This window comes from Neobacillus sp. DHD-1R (assembly GCF_057747995.1).
On record NZ_CM173232.1, the window covers coordinates 1,786,482 to 1,804,256 of the forward strand.

Annotated in this window: 16 protein-coding genes; all 16 read left to right on the forward strand. The window is 38.4% G+C overall.

What is annotated here, in order from left to right:
- The first annotated feature begins 131 nt into the window (after positions 1–131).
- Positions 132–830 (forward strand): 30S ribosomal protein S2, encoded by a 699-nt coding sequence (gene rpsB / locus AC3ANL_RS08595; RefSeq protein WP_488328806.1) that lies wholly within the window; start codon positions 132–134, stop codon positions 828–830.
- A 126-nt stretch (positions 831–956) separates the two neighbouring features.
- A complete protein-coding gene (gene tsf / locus AC3ANL_RS08600) occupies positions 957–1,841 on the forward strand; it encodes a translation elongation factor Ts (RefSeq protein ID WP_488328807.1) in 885 nt (294 codons plus the stop codon).
- A 175-nt stretch (positions 1,842–2,016) separates the two neighbouring features.
- Positions 2,017–2,742 (forward strand): UMP kinase, encoded by a 726-nt coding sequence (pyrH, locus tag AC3ANL_RS08605; RefSeq protein WP_488328808.1) that lies wholly within the window; start codon positions 2,017–2,019, stop codon positions 2,740–2,742.
- Positions 2,742–3,299 (forward strand): ribosome recycling factor, encoded by a 558-nt coding sequence (frr, locus tag AC3ANL_RS08610; protein WP_488328809.1) that lies wholly within the window; start codon positions 2,742–2,744, stop codon positions 3,297–3,299. The genes pyrH and frr overlap by 1 nt, the downstream gene beginning before the upstream one ends.
- A 273-nt stretch (positions 3,300–3,572) precedes the next feature.
- A complete protein-coding gene (gene uppS, locus AC3ANL_RS08615) occupies positions 3,573–4,349 on the forward strand; it encodes an undecaprenyl pyrophosphate synthase (protein ID WP_488328810.1) in 777 nt (258 codons plus the stop codon).
- A gap of 80 nt (positions 4,350–4,429) precedes the next feature.
- Positions 4,430–5,221, forward strand: coding sequence for a phosphatidate cytidylyltransferase (locus tag AC3ANL_RS08620; protein WP_488328811.1), 792 nt, complete (start codon positions 4,430–4,432; stop codon positions 5,219–5,221).
- A gap of 32 nt (positions 5,222–5,253) precedes the next feature.
- A complete protein-coding gene (gene dxr / locus AC3ANL_RS08625) occupies positions 5,254–6,396 on the forward strand; it encodes a 1-deoxy-D-xylulose-5-phosphate reductoisomerase (RefSeq protein ID WP_488328812.1) in 1,143 nt (380 codons plus the stop codon).
- A gap of 108 nt (positions 6,397–6,504) precedes the next feature.
- Positions 6,505–7,764: an RIP metalloprotease RseP gene (rseP, locus tag AC3ANL_RS08630; protein WP_488328813.1), complete on the forward strand. Its 1,260-nt coding sequence runs from the start codon at positions 6,505–6,507 to the stop codon at positions 7,762–7,764.
- A 186-nt stretch (positions 7,765–7,950) separates the two neighbouring features.
- On the forward strand, positions 7,951–12,276 hold the full coding sequence (locus AC3ANL_RS08635) for a PolC-type DNA polymerase III (protein ID WP_488328814.1): 4,326 nt from the start codon (positions 7,951–7,953) through the stop codon (positions 12,274–12,276).
- A 247-nt stretch (positions 12,277–12,523) separates the two neighbouring features.
- Positions 12,524–12,994 (forward strand): ribosome maturation factor RimP, encoded by a 471-nt coding sequence (gene rimP, locus AC3ANL_RS08640; protein ID WP_488328815.1) that lies wholly within the window; start codon positions 12,524–12,526, stop codon positions 12,992–12,994.
- Between the two features lie 35 nt (positions 12,995–13,029).
- Positions 13,030–14,154 (forward strand): transcription termination factor NusA, encoded by a 1,125-nt coding sequence (nusA, locus tag AC3ANL_RS08645; protein WP_488328816.1) that lies wholly within the window; start codon positions 13,030–13,032, stop codon positions 14,152–14,154.
- Positions 14,155–14,168: 14 nt separating this feature from the next.
- Complete coding sequence (rnpM, locus tag AC3ANL_RS08650) at positions 14,169–14,441, forward strand: RNase P modulator RnpM (RefSeq protein WP_488328817.1); 273 nt, start codon at positions 14,169–14,171, stop codon at positions 14,439–14,441.
- Between the two features lie 8 nt (positions 14,442–14,449).
- Positions 14,450–14,752 (forward strand): YlxQ family RNA-binding protein, encoded by a 303-nt coding sequence (locus tag AC3ANL_RS08655; RefSeq protein ID WP_488328818.1) that lies wholly within the window; start codon positions 14,450–14,452, stop codon positions 14,750–14,752.
- 20 nt (positions 14,753–14,772) lie between these two features.
- Positions 14,773–17,082 (forward strand): translation initiation factor IF-2, encoded by a 2,310-nt coding sequence (gene infB, locus AC3ANL_RS08660; RefSeq protein WP_488328819.1) that lies wholly within the window; start codon positions 14,773–14,775, stop codon positions 17,080–17,082.
- A complete protein-coding gene (locus AC3ANL_RS08665) occupies positions 17,079–17,360 on the forward strand; it encodes a DUF503 domain-containing protein (protein ID WP_488328820.1) in 282 nt (93 codons plus the stop codon). The genes infB and AC3ANL_RS08665 overlap by 4 nt, the downstream gene beginning before the upstream one ends.
- 17 nt (positions 17,361–17,377) lie before the next feature.
- Positions 17,378–17,752 (forward strand): 30S ribosome-binding factor RbfA, encoded by a 375-nt coding sequence (rbfA, locus tag AC3ANL_RS08670; protein ID WP_488329687.1) that lies wholly within the window; start codon positions 17,378–17,380, stop codon positions 17,750–17,752.
- Positions 17,753–17,775 lie beyond the last annotated feature (23 nt).

Consider the following 17,775-nt stretch of genomic DNA (forward strand, 5'->3'; position numbering starts at 1 on the left):
TTTACTTATGCTATATTATTTCATGGTGTTAATACACACGCTTATTGATTTAAACAGATGGTGCTGTTCATAACAGTTTCTGCTTAAAAATGAGATGAGCGGAGGAAAACAAACCACTAGGAGGAAAAAACATGTCAGTAATTTCTATGAAGCAATTGCTTGAAGCTGGTGTACATTTCGGACACCAAACTCGCCGTTGGAACCCAAAAATGAAGAAATATATCTTCACAGAACGTAACGGTATTTATATCATCGACCTACAAAAAACAGTTAAAAAAGTTGAAGAAGCTTATAACTGGGTTAAGGAACTTGCTGGTAACGGCGGAACAGTTCTTTTTGTTGGTACAAAGAAACAAGCTCAAGATTCTGTTAAAGAAGAAGCAGGCCGTTCTGGTATGTACTATGTTAACCAACGTTGGTTAGGTGGTACATTAACTAACTTTGAAACAATTCAAAAACGTATTGGCCGCTTAAAAGATATTGAAAGAATGTCAGAAGACGGTACTTTCGAAGTACTACCAAAGAAAGAAGTAGTACAATTAAAGAAAGAACAAGAACGTCTTGAAAAATTCCTAGGCGGAATTAAAGACATGAAGCAACTTCCAGATGCTTTATTTATCATCGATCCTCGTAAAGAGCGTATTGCAGTTGCAGAAGCTAAGAAATTGAACATTCCTATCGTAGGTATTGTTGATACAAACTGTGATCCAGATGAAATCGACGTAGTTATTCCTGCGAACGATGATGCTATTCGTGCAGTTAAACTTTTAACTGGTAAAATGGCTGATGCTATTCTTGAAGCTAAACAAGGCGAAGAAGTACAAGCGTAAGATTTGGATGTTTTCAAAAGGTGATAAGAGGGAGACCCTTTATCACCTTTTTTTAAGAAATGTTTATCTTAAGTTTGAATGGCTAAGATATGTGTATAGTACATAGTATAAAGGAGGAAATTTATTATGGCAGTTACAGCTCAAATGGTTAAAGAATTACGTGAAAAAACAGGCGCAGGTATGATGGACTGTAAAAAAGCTCTTACAGCAACAGATGGTGATATGGAGAAAGCAATCGATTTCTTACGTGAAAAAGGTATTTCAAAAGCAGCAAATAAAGCTGATCGTATTGCTGCAGAAGGATTAACTTCTATTTTAACAGAAGGCAACCAAGCGGTTATTCTTGAAGTTAACTCAGAGACTGATTTCGTTGCAAAAAACGAAGGTTTCCAATCACTTGTGAAGGAACTTGCTCAACACCTTTTGAAAAACAATCCTGCTTCTGTTGAGGAAGCTCTAACACAAACTTTGGAAAACGGTGCAACGGTTGCTGATCACATCAACGCTGCAATTGCAAAAATCGGAGAAAAACTTACACTTCGTCGTTTTGCAGTCCTATCAAAAACTGACAATGATGCTTTTGGTGCTTACCTTCACATGGGCGGCCGTATCAGCGTATTAACTGTACTTGAAGGTTCAACCGATGCGGATGCAGCAAAAGACATTTCTATGCACATCGCAGCATTAAGACCAAAATATGTTTCTCGTGATCAAGTATCACAAGAAGAAGTGGAACACGAGCGTCAAGTCTTAACACAACAAGCACTTAACGAAGGCAAGCCTGAGAAGATCGTTGAAAAAATGGTTGAAGGCCGTCTTGGCAAATACTTTGAAGATGTTTGTGTTCTTGACCAAAGTTTCGTTAAAAATCCAGATCAAAAAGTGGGTCAATTTGTTGAATCAAAAGGTGCAACACTTCGCGAATTTGTACGCTATGAAGTAGGCGAAGGAATCGAAAAACGTGAAGATAACTTTGCAGAAGAAGTTATGAACCAAGTAAATAAACAATAGTCAAATATTCTCTAGTTTAAACTAAACATGTTGTTATGAGAATGTTACTGTAATAGGTTTATGAATAGGGGACACGGTGTGTTCCCTATTTTTGAAGGAACGAACTTTGTGCAATATCTGGCTCCAGCGTCTGACTAGGGCGCTGTGCCTTAAATAATTACATACGGAGGTTTATATGAACGGTCCTAAGTACAAACGAGTGGTTTTAAAATTGAGCGGAGAAGCACTTGCTGGTGAGTCGAGCTTTGGGATTAAACCTTCTGTAATCAAGTCGATTGCTATTCAAGTTAAAGAAATCGCAGAGCTTGGAGTTGAAGTAGCAGTCGTTGTTGGTGGAGGTAACATTTGGCGTGGGAAAATTGGCAGTGAAATGGGCATGGACAGAGCTACAGCCGATTATATGGGCATGCTTGCTACCGTTATGAATTCATTAGCACTGCAAGATAGTTTAGAACATCTAGGCATTGAATCACGTGTGCAAACATCTATAGAGATGCGCCAAGTTGCAGAACCGTATATTAGACGTCGGGCAATAAGACATTTAGAGAAGAATCGGGTGGTTATTTTTGCTGCAGGGACTGGTAACCCTTACTTCTCAACGGATACAACTGCAGCGTTAAGGGCAGCTGAAATTGATGCTGAAGTGATTTTAATGGCAAAAAATAATGTCGATGGTGTTTATTCGGCTGACCCGCGCATCGATGCAACTGCGACTAAGTATGAAGATTTAACATTCCTGGATGTTATTAAGGAAGGTTTAGCCGTTATGGACTCAACTGCATCTTCCCTTTGTATGGATAATGATATTCCGCTTATTGTCTTTTCAATTATGGAGCAGGGCAATATTAAAAAGGCTGTTATGGGTGAAAAAATAGGTACTATTGTAAGGGGGAAAAACTAATGCCAAAACAAGTTATCGCATCTACAAAAGATCGTATGACCAAAGCAATTCAGTCTTATACTCGAGAGCTTGCAAGTATCCGTGCGGGAAGAGCTAGTGCTTCTTTACTTGATCGGATTACTATTGATTATTATGGTGCTCCTACACCTGTAAATCAAATGGCAGGAATTTCAACTCCAGAAGCAAGACTGCTGGTTATTCAACCCTATGATAAATCAATTCTTGGTGATATTGAAAAAGCCATCTTGAAGTCTGATTTAGGTTTAAATCCAACTAACGATGGGACTGTCATTCGTCTTGCTATTCCGCAATTGACGGAAGAACGTCGTAAAGAACTTGTGAAATTGGTTAGAAAAGAATCGGAAGAAGCGAAAGTAGCAATACGCAATATTCGCCGTGATGGCAATGATGATTTGAAAAAGCTTGAGAAAAATGGTGAAATTACAGAAGATGCACTTCGTGGTTATTCTGATGATATTCAAAAGCTTACGGATGAGAATATTCAAAGAATTGACCAAATTACTAAAGATAAAGAAAAAGAAATCTTAGAAGTGTAATCATATATCCACTTGTTTTGAAAAAAGACCCTCTTTTTAGGGGGTTTTTTAATCTATATTGATGTTTTTAGGACGGCGATTGTCCAAGAAATTTTCTGAACATTATTCTTAATTCCTTTTATTTTACATAAGTTATTATTAGAGATATCTTCTCGATTTTTTGGTATGATTAAATCATCTCACCTGAAAAGCGATCTGTTACATATGAATATATGATTTTGAATGCATGATTTATTATCGGAGGAAATGATTAACTATTTGAGGAGCAATGTTATGTTGAAAAAATTTAGGCTTTGGAAGAAGCCAAATAACTCTTCCACACTCCGAGATAAAATAGAAGAAATAAAAGAGTTGCCTGTACCAGAGCACATTGCCATAATTATGGACGGCAACGGGCGATGGGCGAAAAAAAGGGCATTACCGCGAATTGCCGGACACCACGAAGGCATGAAGGTTGTTCGTAAAACTACGATGCTTGCCAATAATCTTGGGATTAAGGCCCTAACTTTATATGCTTTTTCAACGGAGAACTGGAAACGTCCGAAAAATGAAGTGGAATATATTATGAGGCTTCCAGAAGAATTTTTAGGTACCTTTCTTCCTGAATTAATCGAGAATAATGTTCAAGTTAAAATGATGGGATATAAAAATCAGCTGCCTATACATACACGCCAAGCAATTGAAAAAGCTATAGAAGAAACAAAAAATAATACAGGACTAGTGTTAAATTTTGCCTTGAATTATGGAAGCAGGGCGGAAATTCTCGATGCCGTTAAACAAGTCATAATTGATAGTAAGAATGGTATACTGAAGGAGACAGAACTTGACGAGCAAGTCTTTTCCTCTTATTTAATGACTTCCCTTTTTTCTGACCCGGATTTGTTAATTAGAACTAGTGGCGAAATTCGTTTGAGTAACTTTATGCTCTGGCAATTGGCGTACTCAGAGTTTTGGTTTACGGATGTATTATGGCCGGATTTTAGTGAAGAACATTTACTGGAAGCCATTCATGCCTATCAAAAACGTCAGCGTCGGTTTGGCGGAATTTAATAATGACCTGCTTAATTTAAAAAAGGTGATTGAGCATTTCTGTACTTCTTAGTAGAACAATAAAGGTGTTGAATTAGTAGATGAAACAAAGAATCATAACAGGAGTCGTAGCAGCTGCCTTATTTGTGCCAATTGTATTTTATGGGGGACTACCTTTTGTTTTGTTAACGTATTTTCTCGCAACAATTGGATTGTATGAATTATTAAAAATGAGAAAAATAAACCCTTTTACAATCAATGGATTGCTCTCACTTTTATTTCTTTGGGTGATCATCTTTCCCAAACAATATAATGATGTAATCTCAACCTTTTATTATTCAAAAACAGAGCTGGGGATTATATTAATTCTCTTATTATTAGCGTATACGGTAATTACCAAGAACCGTTTTACATTTGAGGATGTTTCCTTTTCCATTCTGTCTGCAGTATATGTTGGGATGGGCTTTTACTTTTTTATGGAAACGCGTGAGGCGGGACTTGTTTATATTTTTTATTCTCTATTTATTATTTGGGCAACGGATTCGGGTGCTTATTTTATCGGAAAATCTTTTGGTAAAAACAAGCTTTGGCCAGAAATCAGTCCAAATAAAACCGTTGAAGGTTCAATCGGCGGCGTGATATGTGCCGTAATTGTTGCTATCTTATTTGTCCTTTTTAGCGACATTACAGTCAGTCTATTGACCTTAATTGGCATTACGATTGTCCTTTCTGTTTTTGGACAAATTGGCGATCTCGTTCAATCAGCGTTCAAACGTCATTTTAATGTGAAAGATTCAGGAACAATCTTACCTGGCCATGGGGGAATACTGGATCGTTTTGACAGCCTGTTATTTGTTTGGCCAATATTACACTTATTTCATCTTTGGGTATAGATGTTTGTGTTTTTTAATAGGAGTTGACAGCTTTGAAAATAATTAGTTTATTAGGTGCAACTGGTTCGATTGGGATGCAAACGATCGATATTATCCGTGAGCATCCAACAGAATTTCATTTAGCAGCCTTTTCTGTTGGCAAAAATATCGATTTGGCTCGGAAATTAATAGTAGAATTTAAACCAGGGCTTGTTTCTGTACAAGACTATAGTGATTGTAATACATTAAAAGCAGAATTTCCCCAAACAAAGTTTACCTATGGCAATGAGGGACTAGTTGAGGTAGCTATTTATGAGAAATCTGGAATCCTCGTTAATGCTGTCTTGGGCAGTATTGGTCTTCACCCTACATTACAAGCGATTGAATGTGGAAAGGCTATTGCCATTGCCAATAAAGAAACATTGGTGACAGCAGGACATCTCGTTATGGAAGCTGCAAAAAGGAATAATGTTCCGTTGCTTCCTGTTGACAGTGAACATTCAGCCATTTTTCAAGCTTTACAAGGAGAAAAGGATAAAAATATCGAAAGATTAATCTTAACTGCTTCTGGGGGGAGCTTTCGAGATAAAACGCGTCAGGAGTTAGAACATGTTACCGTTCAAAAGGCACTAAACCATCCAAATTGGTCGATGGGAGCGAAAATCACCATTGATTCCGCAACGATGATGAATAAAGGATTAGAGGTCATCGAGGCACACTGGCTGTTCGCAATGCCCTATGAAAAAATTGATGTGCTGCTTCACAAAGAAAGTATTATTCATTCGATGGTTGAATTTCATGACTCAAGTATCATTGCCCAACTTGGAACACCCGATATGAGAGTACCAATTCAATATGCCCTTACCTATCCTGATCGCCTGCCGCGTAAATCAGCAAACCGTTTAAATTTGGCCAGTGTAGGAAAGCTGCACTTTCAGGAGATGGATGTCGAACGCTTCCGAAGTCTACAGTTTGCCTATTTTGCAGGTAAAAAAGGCGGAACACTGCCAACCGTCTTAAATGCAGCCAATGAAACAGCAGTTGCCGCATTTTTAGCAGGTAAAATTCGTTTCCTTCAGATTGAGGATTTAATTGAAAAGGCATTAAATGCTCATCAAACCATGGAGAACCCAAGTTTAACATTGATTGAAGAGGTAGATAAGGAAACGAGAAAATTTGTCCATTCTCTTCTCTAAGAATTTAGAATCATGGTTCAAAGTCCATAGGAAAGAGACTAGTGGTTTGCAAAACATATTATCGAAGTTTAAAGATCTTCCCTATCCTGAAAAAAGGAGGTTGTTTTATTGACTACAGTTATTGCATTTATTGTGATTTTTGGTGCACTCGTCTTCTTTCATGAATTAGGTCATTTCATTTTTGCAAAAAGAGCAGGTATCTTGTGCCGAGAGTTTGCAATTGGGATGGGACCTAAAGTATTCACACATAAAAAAGGTGAGACAATCTATACGATCCGGTTATTGCCTATCGGCGGATTTGTCCGCATGGCAGGAGAAGATCCTGAAATGGTTGAAATCAAGCCTGGATATCGAATTGGTCTCATGTTTGACAAGGAAAATAAAGTCAATAAAATCATATTAAATAATAAAGAAAAATTCCCTAACTGTCGGATTGTGGAAGTGGAGTTTGCGGATATCGAAAAGGATTTAGTGGTAAAAGGATATCCGGAAGATGAAAATGAAAGTTTGCAAACTTTTATCGTTAGTCCAACTGCAGTCATTGTTGAAAATGGTATTGAATCACAAATTGCTCCACTTGATCGACAATTTGGTTCAAAAACATTAGGTCAAAGATTTATGGCTATTTTTGCTGGTCCAATGATGAATTTTGTTTTAGCTTTCGTCGTGTTTATCATCATTGCCTTGTTACAGGGTGTGCCATCGAACGAACCCAAACTGGGTGTTATTACACCGGACGGTGCGGCAAAATCAGCTGGTTTGCAAAAAGGCGATATCGTTCAAAGTATTAATGGCTCCGAAATATCAAGCTGGTCGGATGTCGTTGAAATTATTCGAGAAAATCCAAATAAAAAACTTGATTTTTTAGTAATTCGTAATGGGAAAGAAAATGAAATTCAAGTAACTCCCCTTGAGAAAACAGTCGAGGGTGAGAAAATGGGGATCATCGGGGTCTACAGTCCTGTTGAAAAGTCACCCGTTCAAGCCGTAAAATCTGGCTTTACAGAAACCTATTTCTGGACGAAGCAGATTTTTGTAATGCTTGGAAAATTAGTTACTGGACAATTTACGATTGACGCACTTTCAGGTCCAGTGGGCATTTACAAATCTACTGATGAAGTAGCAAAATCGGGTATTTATTATTTAATGAAATGGGCAGGAATCCTAAGTATTAACTTAGGGATTATGAATTTACTACCAATTCCTGCACTAGATGGTGGAAGATTAATGTTCTTTGTGGTGGAATTTGTCAGAGGCAAGCCTATTGACCGGCAAAAAGAAGGGATGGTTCATTTTATCGGTTTTGCCCTCCTCATGCTTCTCATGCTTGTGGTCACCTGGAATGATATACAGAGATTCTTCCTGTAAATCCAGATAAAACCTGTTAATTTATATCCACGATTGGGATCGCAGCTGCGATCCCAGTTTTTATTTTGACTGGAAAGGCTGGATGTATTTTCTGTCGAAATTACCCGAACTAAGGTATATCATGTGATATAATTAAATTTTGATATAGATAAAATTTAGAGATTTTTAATAGATGGGAGAGAGACGATGAGCGAACATGCCTTAGGCAATAAAGAGCGATTCCAACTCTTGCTCCAGCAGCTGCAATTAGTAGAAGATGCTGTGGTAGTACATTTCAACAATGCGCAAATTGAAAGGCTTTTGGTTGAAAAGAAAGCGAGAAAGTGGCATTTTCAATTTTTAATTGAAAAAATTCTACCCTTTAATGTTTATCTAAAGTTTACGACTCAACTAGAAAGAACCTTTTCAAATATTGCAACCATTTCATACGATATCCACGTAACAAATCCAATCATTACACCAGATTTATTGCGAGAATATTGGAATCATTGTATTCAACAAATTGATGGGATTTCACCGCCGCTTTTAAGGTTATTAAATGAGCAAGTGCCAGAAGCAAGCGGAAACAAGCTTACCATAACCGTAAGGAATGACGCTGAAGGTCTAGCGTTAAAACGGAAGTATGGATCTGTTATTGGAAATATCTATCAATCCTTCGGTTTTCCATTACTGGCCATTGAGACAGACCTAAAAAATGATGAAAAAAATGAAGAATACCAACAATTTTTACTTGCTAAACAAAAGGAAGATCAAGAACGTGCCCATTTAGCTGTAGTTGAGATGCAGAAGAAAGAAGCCGAGAAGGATTCATCCGGCGGGGATGGCCCAATCGGTCCACTCACAATTGGGTTAACCATAAAGGATAATAACGACCTTCGCAGTTTGATTGATATTGTGGATGAAGAAAGAAGAGTGGCTGTTGAAGGCTATATCTTTGATGCGGAAATTCGGGAATTACGAAGCGGCCGTTCACTGCTAACTTTTAAGATTACTGACTACACAAGCTCGATCATGGTGAAAATGTTCTCTAGAGATAAAGAGGATGCAGCCTTATTCCAACACGTGAAAAAAGGGATGTGGGTAAGAGTTCGTGGAAGCATTCAGAACGATACTTTTGTTCGTGATCTTGTTATGATCGGAAACGATATAAATGAAATTAAACCAGCGGGCCGGAAGGATACTTCACCAGAGAATGAAAAACGGGTTGAACTTCATCTTCATACACCGATGAGTCAGATGGATGCTGTAACACCGGTGAGTTTGCTTGTTGCTCAAGCAAGTAAATGGGGTCATAAAGCCATTGCTGTGACAGACCATGCTGTTGCACAATCCTTTCCGGAAGCATTTGGAGCAGGAAAAAAGAATGATATAAAAATTCTTTACGGGGTTGAAGTTAACCTTGTTGATGATGGTGTGCCAATAGCCTATAATGATGCCCATCGTTTGCTAGAAGAAGATACATTTGTTATTTTTGATGTTGAAACAACAGGACTATCTGCTGTTTATGATACGATTATAGAATTAGCGGCTGTAAAAGTAAAAAATGGGGAAATTATTGATCGATTTGAATCCTTTGCCAATCCACACCATCGTCTTTCAGCAACGACAATCAATCTGACAGGAATAACCGATGATATGGTGCAAAATGCCCCGGAAATCGGTGATGTCATTCAGGATTTCCATAACTGGATAGACGATGCTGTCCTTGTTGCTCATAACGCATCCTTTGATATGGGCTTCCTGAATGTGGGCTATAAAAAGATTGGTCTTGAAAAAGCGAAAAACCCAGTTATTGATACACTAGAGTTAGGCCGTTTTCTATATCCGGAAATGAAAAACCACCGTTTAAACACATTGGCTAAAAAGTTTGATATTGAATTAACCCAGCATCACCGTGCCATTTATGATGCAGAAGCGACAGGATATTTACTGTTAAAAATGCTTAAAGATGCCGATGAAAAGGGGATTAAATATCATGATGAATTCAATGATAATATGGGTAAGGGAAATGCTTATCAACGTGCCCGTCCCTATCATTGCACGCTCTTAGCACAAACAGAGGCAGGGTTAAAGAACTTATTTAAACTTGTTTCTATTTCACACATTGAGTATTTTTACCGTGTACCAAGACTACCGAGATCCGTTCTTCAAAAGTACCGGGAAGGAATTCTGGTTGGTTCGGGATGTAATAAAGGCGAAGTGTTTGAAGGAATGATGCAAAAATCTCCAGATGAAGTGGAGGCACACGCACGCTTTTATGATTATTTAGAAGTTATGCCGAAAGAAGTCAATGCACCGTTAATTGAAATGGAGTTAGTACGTGATGAAAAAGCGATGGAAGACATCATTAGTAAAATTGTCGCTCTCGGCGATAAATTAGGGATTCCTGTAGTCGCCACGGGAAATGTCCACTATTTGAATGAAAATGATAAAATCTATCGTAAAATTTTAATTAACTCACAAGGCGGGGCAAACCCATTGAACCGTCATGAACTGCCAGATGTTCACTTTAGAACTACGAATGAAATGCTAGATTGCTTCTCGTTTTTAGGCAAAGAAAAGGCGAAAGAAATTGTCGTAACCAACACAAATAAAATAGCAGATATGATTGACTCCATTAAGCCAATCAAAGACGATTTGTACACCCCGAAAATCGAAGGTGCAGAAGATGAAATGCGCCAAATGAGTTATGCAATGGCCCATAAAATTTATGGTGAACCGCTTCCTGAAATAGTCGAAGCTCGTTTGGAAAAAGAACTAAAAAGTATTATTGGGCATGGGTTTGCCGTGATTTATTTAATTTCTCATAAGCTTGTAAAAAAATCACTGAACGATGGTTATCTAGTTGGTTCACGGGGATCGGTTGGTTCCTCCTTAGTTGCGACAATGACGGAAATTACGGAAGTGAATCCTTTGCCGCCACATTATGTGTGCGCAACTTGTAAGCACTCAGAGTTCTTTAATGATGGTTCCGTTGGTTCCGGATTTGATTTGCCTGATAAGGACTGTCCGCAATGTGGTGCTAAATACCATAAAGATGGACACGATATTCCGTTTGAAACATTCCTTGGTTTTAAGGGGGACAAGGTTCCAGATATCGATTTGAATTTCTCGGGTGAATATCAGCCTCGTGCCCATGACTATACAAAGGTTCTGTTTGGTGAAGACAATGTATACCGTGCCGGAACGATTGGGACAGTCGCGGATAAAACGGCATTTGGGTATGTAAAAGCCTATCAGCAGGATAACAATTTACAATTACGGGGTGCTGAAATTGAAAGACTTGCAACAGGCTGTACGGGTGTAAAGAGAACAACTGGACAGCATCCAGGGGGTATTATCGTTATCCCGGATTATATGGATATTTACGATTTTTCACCGATTCAATTTCCGGCGGATGACCGCAATTCAGAATGGAAGACCACTCATTTTGATTTCCATTCTATTCATGATAATGTCTTAAAGCTAGATATTCTCGGACACGACGATCCAACTGTAATTAGGATGCTGCAGGATTTAAGTGGAATCGACCCCAAAACGATCCCTACAGACGATCCGGAGGTTATGAAAATTTTTAGCAGCACTGAATCATTAGGTGTAACCGAACAGCAAATCATGTGTAAAACAGGGACATTAGGTATTCCTGAATTTGGTACTCGGTTTGTACGGCAAATGCTTGAAGATACAAAGCCGACCACCTTCTCAGAACTAGTCCAAATTTCAGGCTTATCGCACGGAACGGATGTATGGCTCGGCAATGCACAGGAATTAATTCATAATCAAACTTGTAACTTAAGTGAAGTTATCGGTTGTCGTGATGATATTATGGTCTATTTAATTTATCAGGGGCTTGACCCATCCTTTGCTTTTAAAATAATGGAATCAGTTCGTAAAGGAAAAGGCTTAAGCGAAGAAATGGAAGCGGAAATGCGGAGAAACGAAGTACCGGAATGGTACATTGATTCCTGCAAAAAAATAAAATACATGTTCCCTAAAGCCCATGCCGCTGCCTATGTGTTAATGGCAGTTAGAATTGCGTACTTTAAGGTACATCTTCCGCTTCTTTATTATGCAGCCTATTTCACTGTTCGTGCCGAGGACTTTGACATTGAAGCGATGTCGCGTGGTTCTGAGTCCATTCGAGCAAAAATTGAGGAAATTAATGCAAAGGGTCTGGAAGCATCCAATAAAGAGAAAAGTTTGTTAACGGTATTCGAACTAGCACTTGAAATGACGGAACGAGGCTATACCTTCCAAAATTATGATTTATATAAATCTGACGCAGCGGATTTTATCATTGAGGGAAATTCGTTGATTCCTCCGTTTAATTCCATCCCTGGTTTAGGTACAAATGCAGCCTTTAATATAGTTAAGGCTAGAAAAGATGGGGAATTTTTATCAAAAGAAGACCTGCAGCAACGCGGTAAGGTATCCAAGACTATTCTTGAATATTTGGATAAACAAGGCTGTCTTGCATCTCTTCCAGAACAGAACCAACTTTCCTTGTTCTAGATAGGAATAACCTTGACACTCTTTGGTTTCATTTGCATATAAATGTTGGTTATGGTATAGTTTTATTGGAAATACTAAGATATACTCTCGTGTTCAAGAGTGGGGAAACCCACTCTTTCGTTATGTAATCAAGCTGCGGCACACCTGCATCTTGGTTTTGTTTACCATTGTTTTTAATGTAAAATGATAAAACTTTCCGTGAACTACATAGAATATGGGTGAAATAATATAGATAAGGAGGGAAAGCATGAGCAAAGTAACGGAAGTTGTAGAAGAACTAGCTGCACCGATTATTCAAGAACTTGGATTAGAACTAGTGGAAATTGACTATGTGAAGGAAGGAAAAAACTGGTTCCTTCGCGTATATATTGATTCAGACGCAGGTGTTGATATTGATGATTGTGGTGTAGTGAGTGAGCGACTTAGTGAAAAACTCGATGAAATTGACCCCATTCCCCATAACTACTTTCTTGAAGTGTCATCACCAGGTGCAGAGCGTCCATTAAAAAAAGAAAAAGACTTCGAAAAGGCAATCGGTAAAAATGTCTTTATCAAAACCTATGAGCCAATCAATGGGGAAAAAAACTTCGAGGGAACATTACTGGAATTTAATGGTCAATTAGTGAAAATTGAAGTAAAGATTAAAACTCGCAAAAAAACAATCGAAATTCCATATGAGAAGGTAGCGAATGCACGACTTGCAGTTATTTTTTCATAAAGAAAAATTGAATAGGAATAGGGGGATACAAGAAAATGAGCAGCGAATTATTAGATGCTCTTACAATACTGGAAAGAGAGAAAGGCATTTCCAGGGATGTTTTAGTTGAAGCAATGGAAGCGGCATTAGTATCAGCGTACCGTCGTAATTTCAATCAAGCACAAAACGTCCGAATCGATTTAAATTTACAGAGTGGAACCATGCGTGTTTTTGCACGTAAAGAAGTGGTCGATCAAGTGTTTGATCCACGTTTGGAAATTTCATTAGAGGATGCACAACGAATTAATCCTAATTATCAAGTCGAAGATGTTGTTGAAATGGAAGTCACTCCAAAAGATTTTGGAAGGATTGCAGCCCAAACCGCTAAACAAGTGGTAACTCAGCGTGTTAGAGAAGCAGAACGAGGCATTATTTATTCTGAATTTATTGACCGTGAAGAAGATATTATGACAGGTATTGTACAAAGGTTGGATTCTAAATTTATTTATGTCAGCCTTGGGAAAATAGAAGCATTATTGCCCGTAAATGAACAAATGCCAAATGAACGATATAAGCCACATGACCGTATTAAGGTATTTATCACAAAGGTTGAAAAAACCACAAAAGGTCCGCAAATATTTGTCTCTAGAACTCACCCAGGATTATTAAAACGTTTATTCGAAATTGAAGTACCAGAAATTTATGACGGTACAGTTGAAATAAAATCTGTTGCACGTGAAGCGGGAGACCGTTCAAAGATTTCTGTTCACTCTGATAATCATGAGGTTGACCCGGTAGGATCTTGCGTAGGACCAAAAGGATCACGAGTTCAGGCCGTTGTCAATGAATTAAAAGGTGAAAAAATTGATATTGTTAAGTGGTCCGATGATCCAGTTGTGTTTGTCGCTAATTCCTTAAGCCCATCAAAGGTACTTGATGTTATGGTGAGTGAAAATGAAAAAGCAACAACCGTTATTGTTCCAGATTATCAGCTTTCTTTGGCAATCGGAAAACGTGGACAAAATGCCCGCCTGGCTGCAAAATTAACTGGCTGGAAAATCGATATCAAATCGGAAACAGAAGCGCGTGAACTAGGTATTTATCCACGTGAAGAAACAATCAGATTGTTTGACGATCAAGTTGATACTGATTTTGAATATGATGAAGAGTTAGACGATTAGGTGAGGTGATACGTGTGAACACTAGAAAAAAAGTTCCTATGCGTAAATGTATAGCAACCGGTGAAATGAAACCGAAAAAAGAACTCGTTCGCATCGTTCGCTCCAAAGAAGGGGACGTATCCATCGATTTGACGGGAAAAAAATCCGGCAGAGGTGCGTACCTTTCAAAGAACAAAGAAGCAATCCTACTAGCCAAGAAAAAAAATACATTATCTAACCATCTAGATGTTTCAGTTAATGATTCGATCTATGAAGAACTACTTGAGCTAATAGAGAAGGAGAATTGACTATCCAAATGAAACAAAATCAATGGATGTCATTGCTTGGCTTAGCCAATCGAGCACGTAAAATTATCTCGGGTGAGGAGCTTGCCGTTAAGGAAATCCGAAATGGGAAAGCAAAACTCGTTTTATTAGCCGCAGATGCATCTGCAAATACAACTAAAAAAATTACAGATAAATGTAATTCTTATCATGTTCCATTAAAAATGGTGGAAAATCGTCATCTTCTAGGTCAAGCAATTGGCAAAGAAGCCCGCGTTGTTGTAGCTGTTATGGAGGATGGATTTGCTAAAAAACTAATAACGTTGCTCGATTAAATCTAGCGGGGGTGAAACAAATGAGTAAAATCCGTGTTTATGAATACGCAAAGAAACACAACATATCGAGTAAAGAAATTATCAATAAATTAAAAGAAATGAATATAGAGGTATCCAATCATATGGCAACAATTGAAGATGCAGAAGTAAAAAAGTTGGATGCAGCTTATAATAAAAAAGCTTCTAATCCAAACCAGCAAAAGCAAACTAACGGGCAGCAAAACCGCACAAACGCACGTCCTGCTGGGCAGGATAATCGCCAAAATCAAAGACCGGGCCAAGCTGGACAAAAGCCTCAAGTGCAGGCGAAATCTCCTAAAGCATTCGAAGAAGCTGCAGATAAAAATGTTGCTCCAAGCAAGGTAAAGGTTGTCTCTCCTCCAAAAAAGGTCGAAGGCAAAAAGCAAAACCAAGAAAGTCAGTCAAAAGAAAACAAAGTTTTTAACAATGCTGATAAAGCAAAAGCTAAGCCATATAATAATTACCAAAATCGAAATAATAATCATAATAATAAGAAGAAGAAGGCTCATACTCCTGTTCAACAGTCACAGCCTGTAAAGAAAAAAGAGAAAGAGCTTCCAGCTAAAATCACATTTAGTGAATCTTTAACAGTCGCAGAATTAGCAAAAAAATTATACCGTGAACCATCAGAAATCATTAAAAAGCTCTTTTTACTTGGTGTAATGGCTACCATTAATCAAGTACTTGATAAAGATGCAATTGAATTGATTGCTGGTGAATATGGCGTTGAGGTTGAAGAGGAAATTAAAATCGATACTACTGACCTTGAAGTGTATTTTACAGAAGATGCTGCGGAAGATTTAGTCGAAAGACCTTCGGTTGTTACGATTATGGGTCACGTTGACCATGGTAAAACTACTTTACTTGATTCAATTCGGAATACAAAGGTTACAGAAGGTGAAGCTGGTGGTATTACACAACATATTGGTGCTTATCAAGTAGTTGAAAATGGTAAGAAGATTACCTTTTTAGATACTCCGGGACATGCGGCCTTCACAACCATGCGTGCCCGTGGAGCAAAAATTACTGATATTACCATTCTTGTTGTAGCAGCAGATGACGGTGTTATGCCGCAAACAGTTGAAGCGATCAACCATGCAAAAGCAGCTGAGGTTCCCATTATCGTTGCTGTAAATAAAATGGATAAAGAAGCTGCAAATGCTGACCGTGTTATGCAGGAATTAACAGAGCATGGATTAGTAGCAGAAGCATGGGGCGGGGATACTATATTTGTTCCACTATCTGCAAAAACAGGCGAGGGGATTGATACCCTTCTTGAAATGATTCTGCTTGTAGGTGAAGTAGAAGAATATAAAGCAAATCCAAACCGTCTTGCATTAGGCACAGTCATCGAAGCCCAATTGGATAAAGGCCGTGGATCAGTGGCAACTTTATTAGTTCAAAATGGCACATTAAAAATAGGCGATCCAATCGTAGTTGGCAGTACTCATGGCCGTGTCCGTGCAATGGTAAATGATAAGGGCCGCCGAGTAAAAGAGGCAGGACCATCCACTCCAGTGGAAATTACAGGCTTAAATGATGTACCGCAAGCGGGGGACCGTTTTGTAGTATTTGAAGATGAGAAAACGGCTCGTCAAGTTGGGGAAGCACGTGCCCAACAGGCATTAGTAGCTCATCGTGGTGAAAAATCAATTGTCAGCCTAGAAACACTGTTTGAGCAATTGAAGCAAGGTGAAATGAAGGACCTAAACATCATCTTAAAAGCAGATGTACAAGGTTCAGCAGAAGCGGTCGCAGCCTCCCTGCAAAAAATTGATGTTCAAGGTGTTAACATCAAGATCATTCATAGTGGTGCCGGTGCTATTAATGAATCGGATATTACCTTAGCAGCTGCGTCAAATGCAATTGTTATTGGTTTCAACGTACGACCTGACGTAAATGCGAAACGTGCTGCAGAAGCAGAAAAGGTTGATGTTCGTCTGCACCGTATCATTTATAAAGTAATTGAAGAAATCGAAGCAGCTATGAAGGGTATGCTTGACCCTGAGTTCCAAGAAAAGATTATTGGTCAAGCAGAAATTCGTCAAACGTTTAAAGTTTCTAAAGTGGGAACCATTGCTGGTTCTTATGTAACAGATGGAAAAATTACACGTGATAGTGGGATTCGCTTAATTCGTAATGGTGTGGTAATTTTTGAAGGGCAAATTGATGCACTTAAAAGATTTAAGGATGATGCGAAAGAAGTAGCACAAGGTTACGAATGTGGAATTACCATTAAAAACTTCAATGATGTAAAAGAAGGAGATATCATTGAAGCATATGTAATGGAAGAAATCGAACGTAAATGATCATCGGAACTGCCGTTTGTGAATGTATGATTTATGATGCCCATTCATTAAAAGAAAAGCGAGCAGTCTTGCAGCGAATACTTACTCGATTGAAACAGAAATTTAATGTTTCTGTTTCAGAAGTCGGGTTTCAGGATACGTGGCAACGTACCCAAATTGCCATTGCTGTTGTTACATCTACGCGTGTTTCGACAGAGCATGAATTACAAAATGCTTTAAAATTTATCGACTCGTTTCCTGAAATTGAAAGAACGATCACCGAGATAGAATGGCTTTAAGTTAAGAGGTGAATATGATGAGCCACAGAGCAAATCGTGTGGGAGAACAAATGAAGAAAGAACTAGGTGACATCATCAGTCGGAAAATTAAAGATCCTCGGATCGGATTTGTGACCATTACTGATGTGGAAGTTACTGGAGATCTTCAGCAAGCCAAGGTTTACATTTCTGTATTAGGTGATGAAGAGCAGAGGGAAAATACGTTAAAAGGTCTTGCGAAAGCAAAAGGGTTCATTAGAACTGAAATTGGTCAACGTATTCGTCTTCGGAAAACACCAGAAATCATCTTTGAATGGGATGAATCAATCGATTACGGAAATCGAATTGATACACTTCTCCATCAATTGCATACGGACGATGATAAGCCAATGGAAAAGAATGAAGAAAAATAGCGGATAGACATTTGTCTATCCCT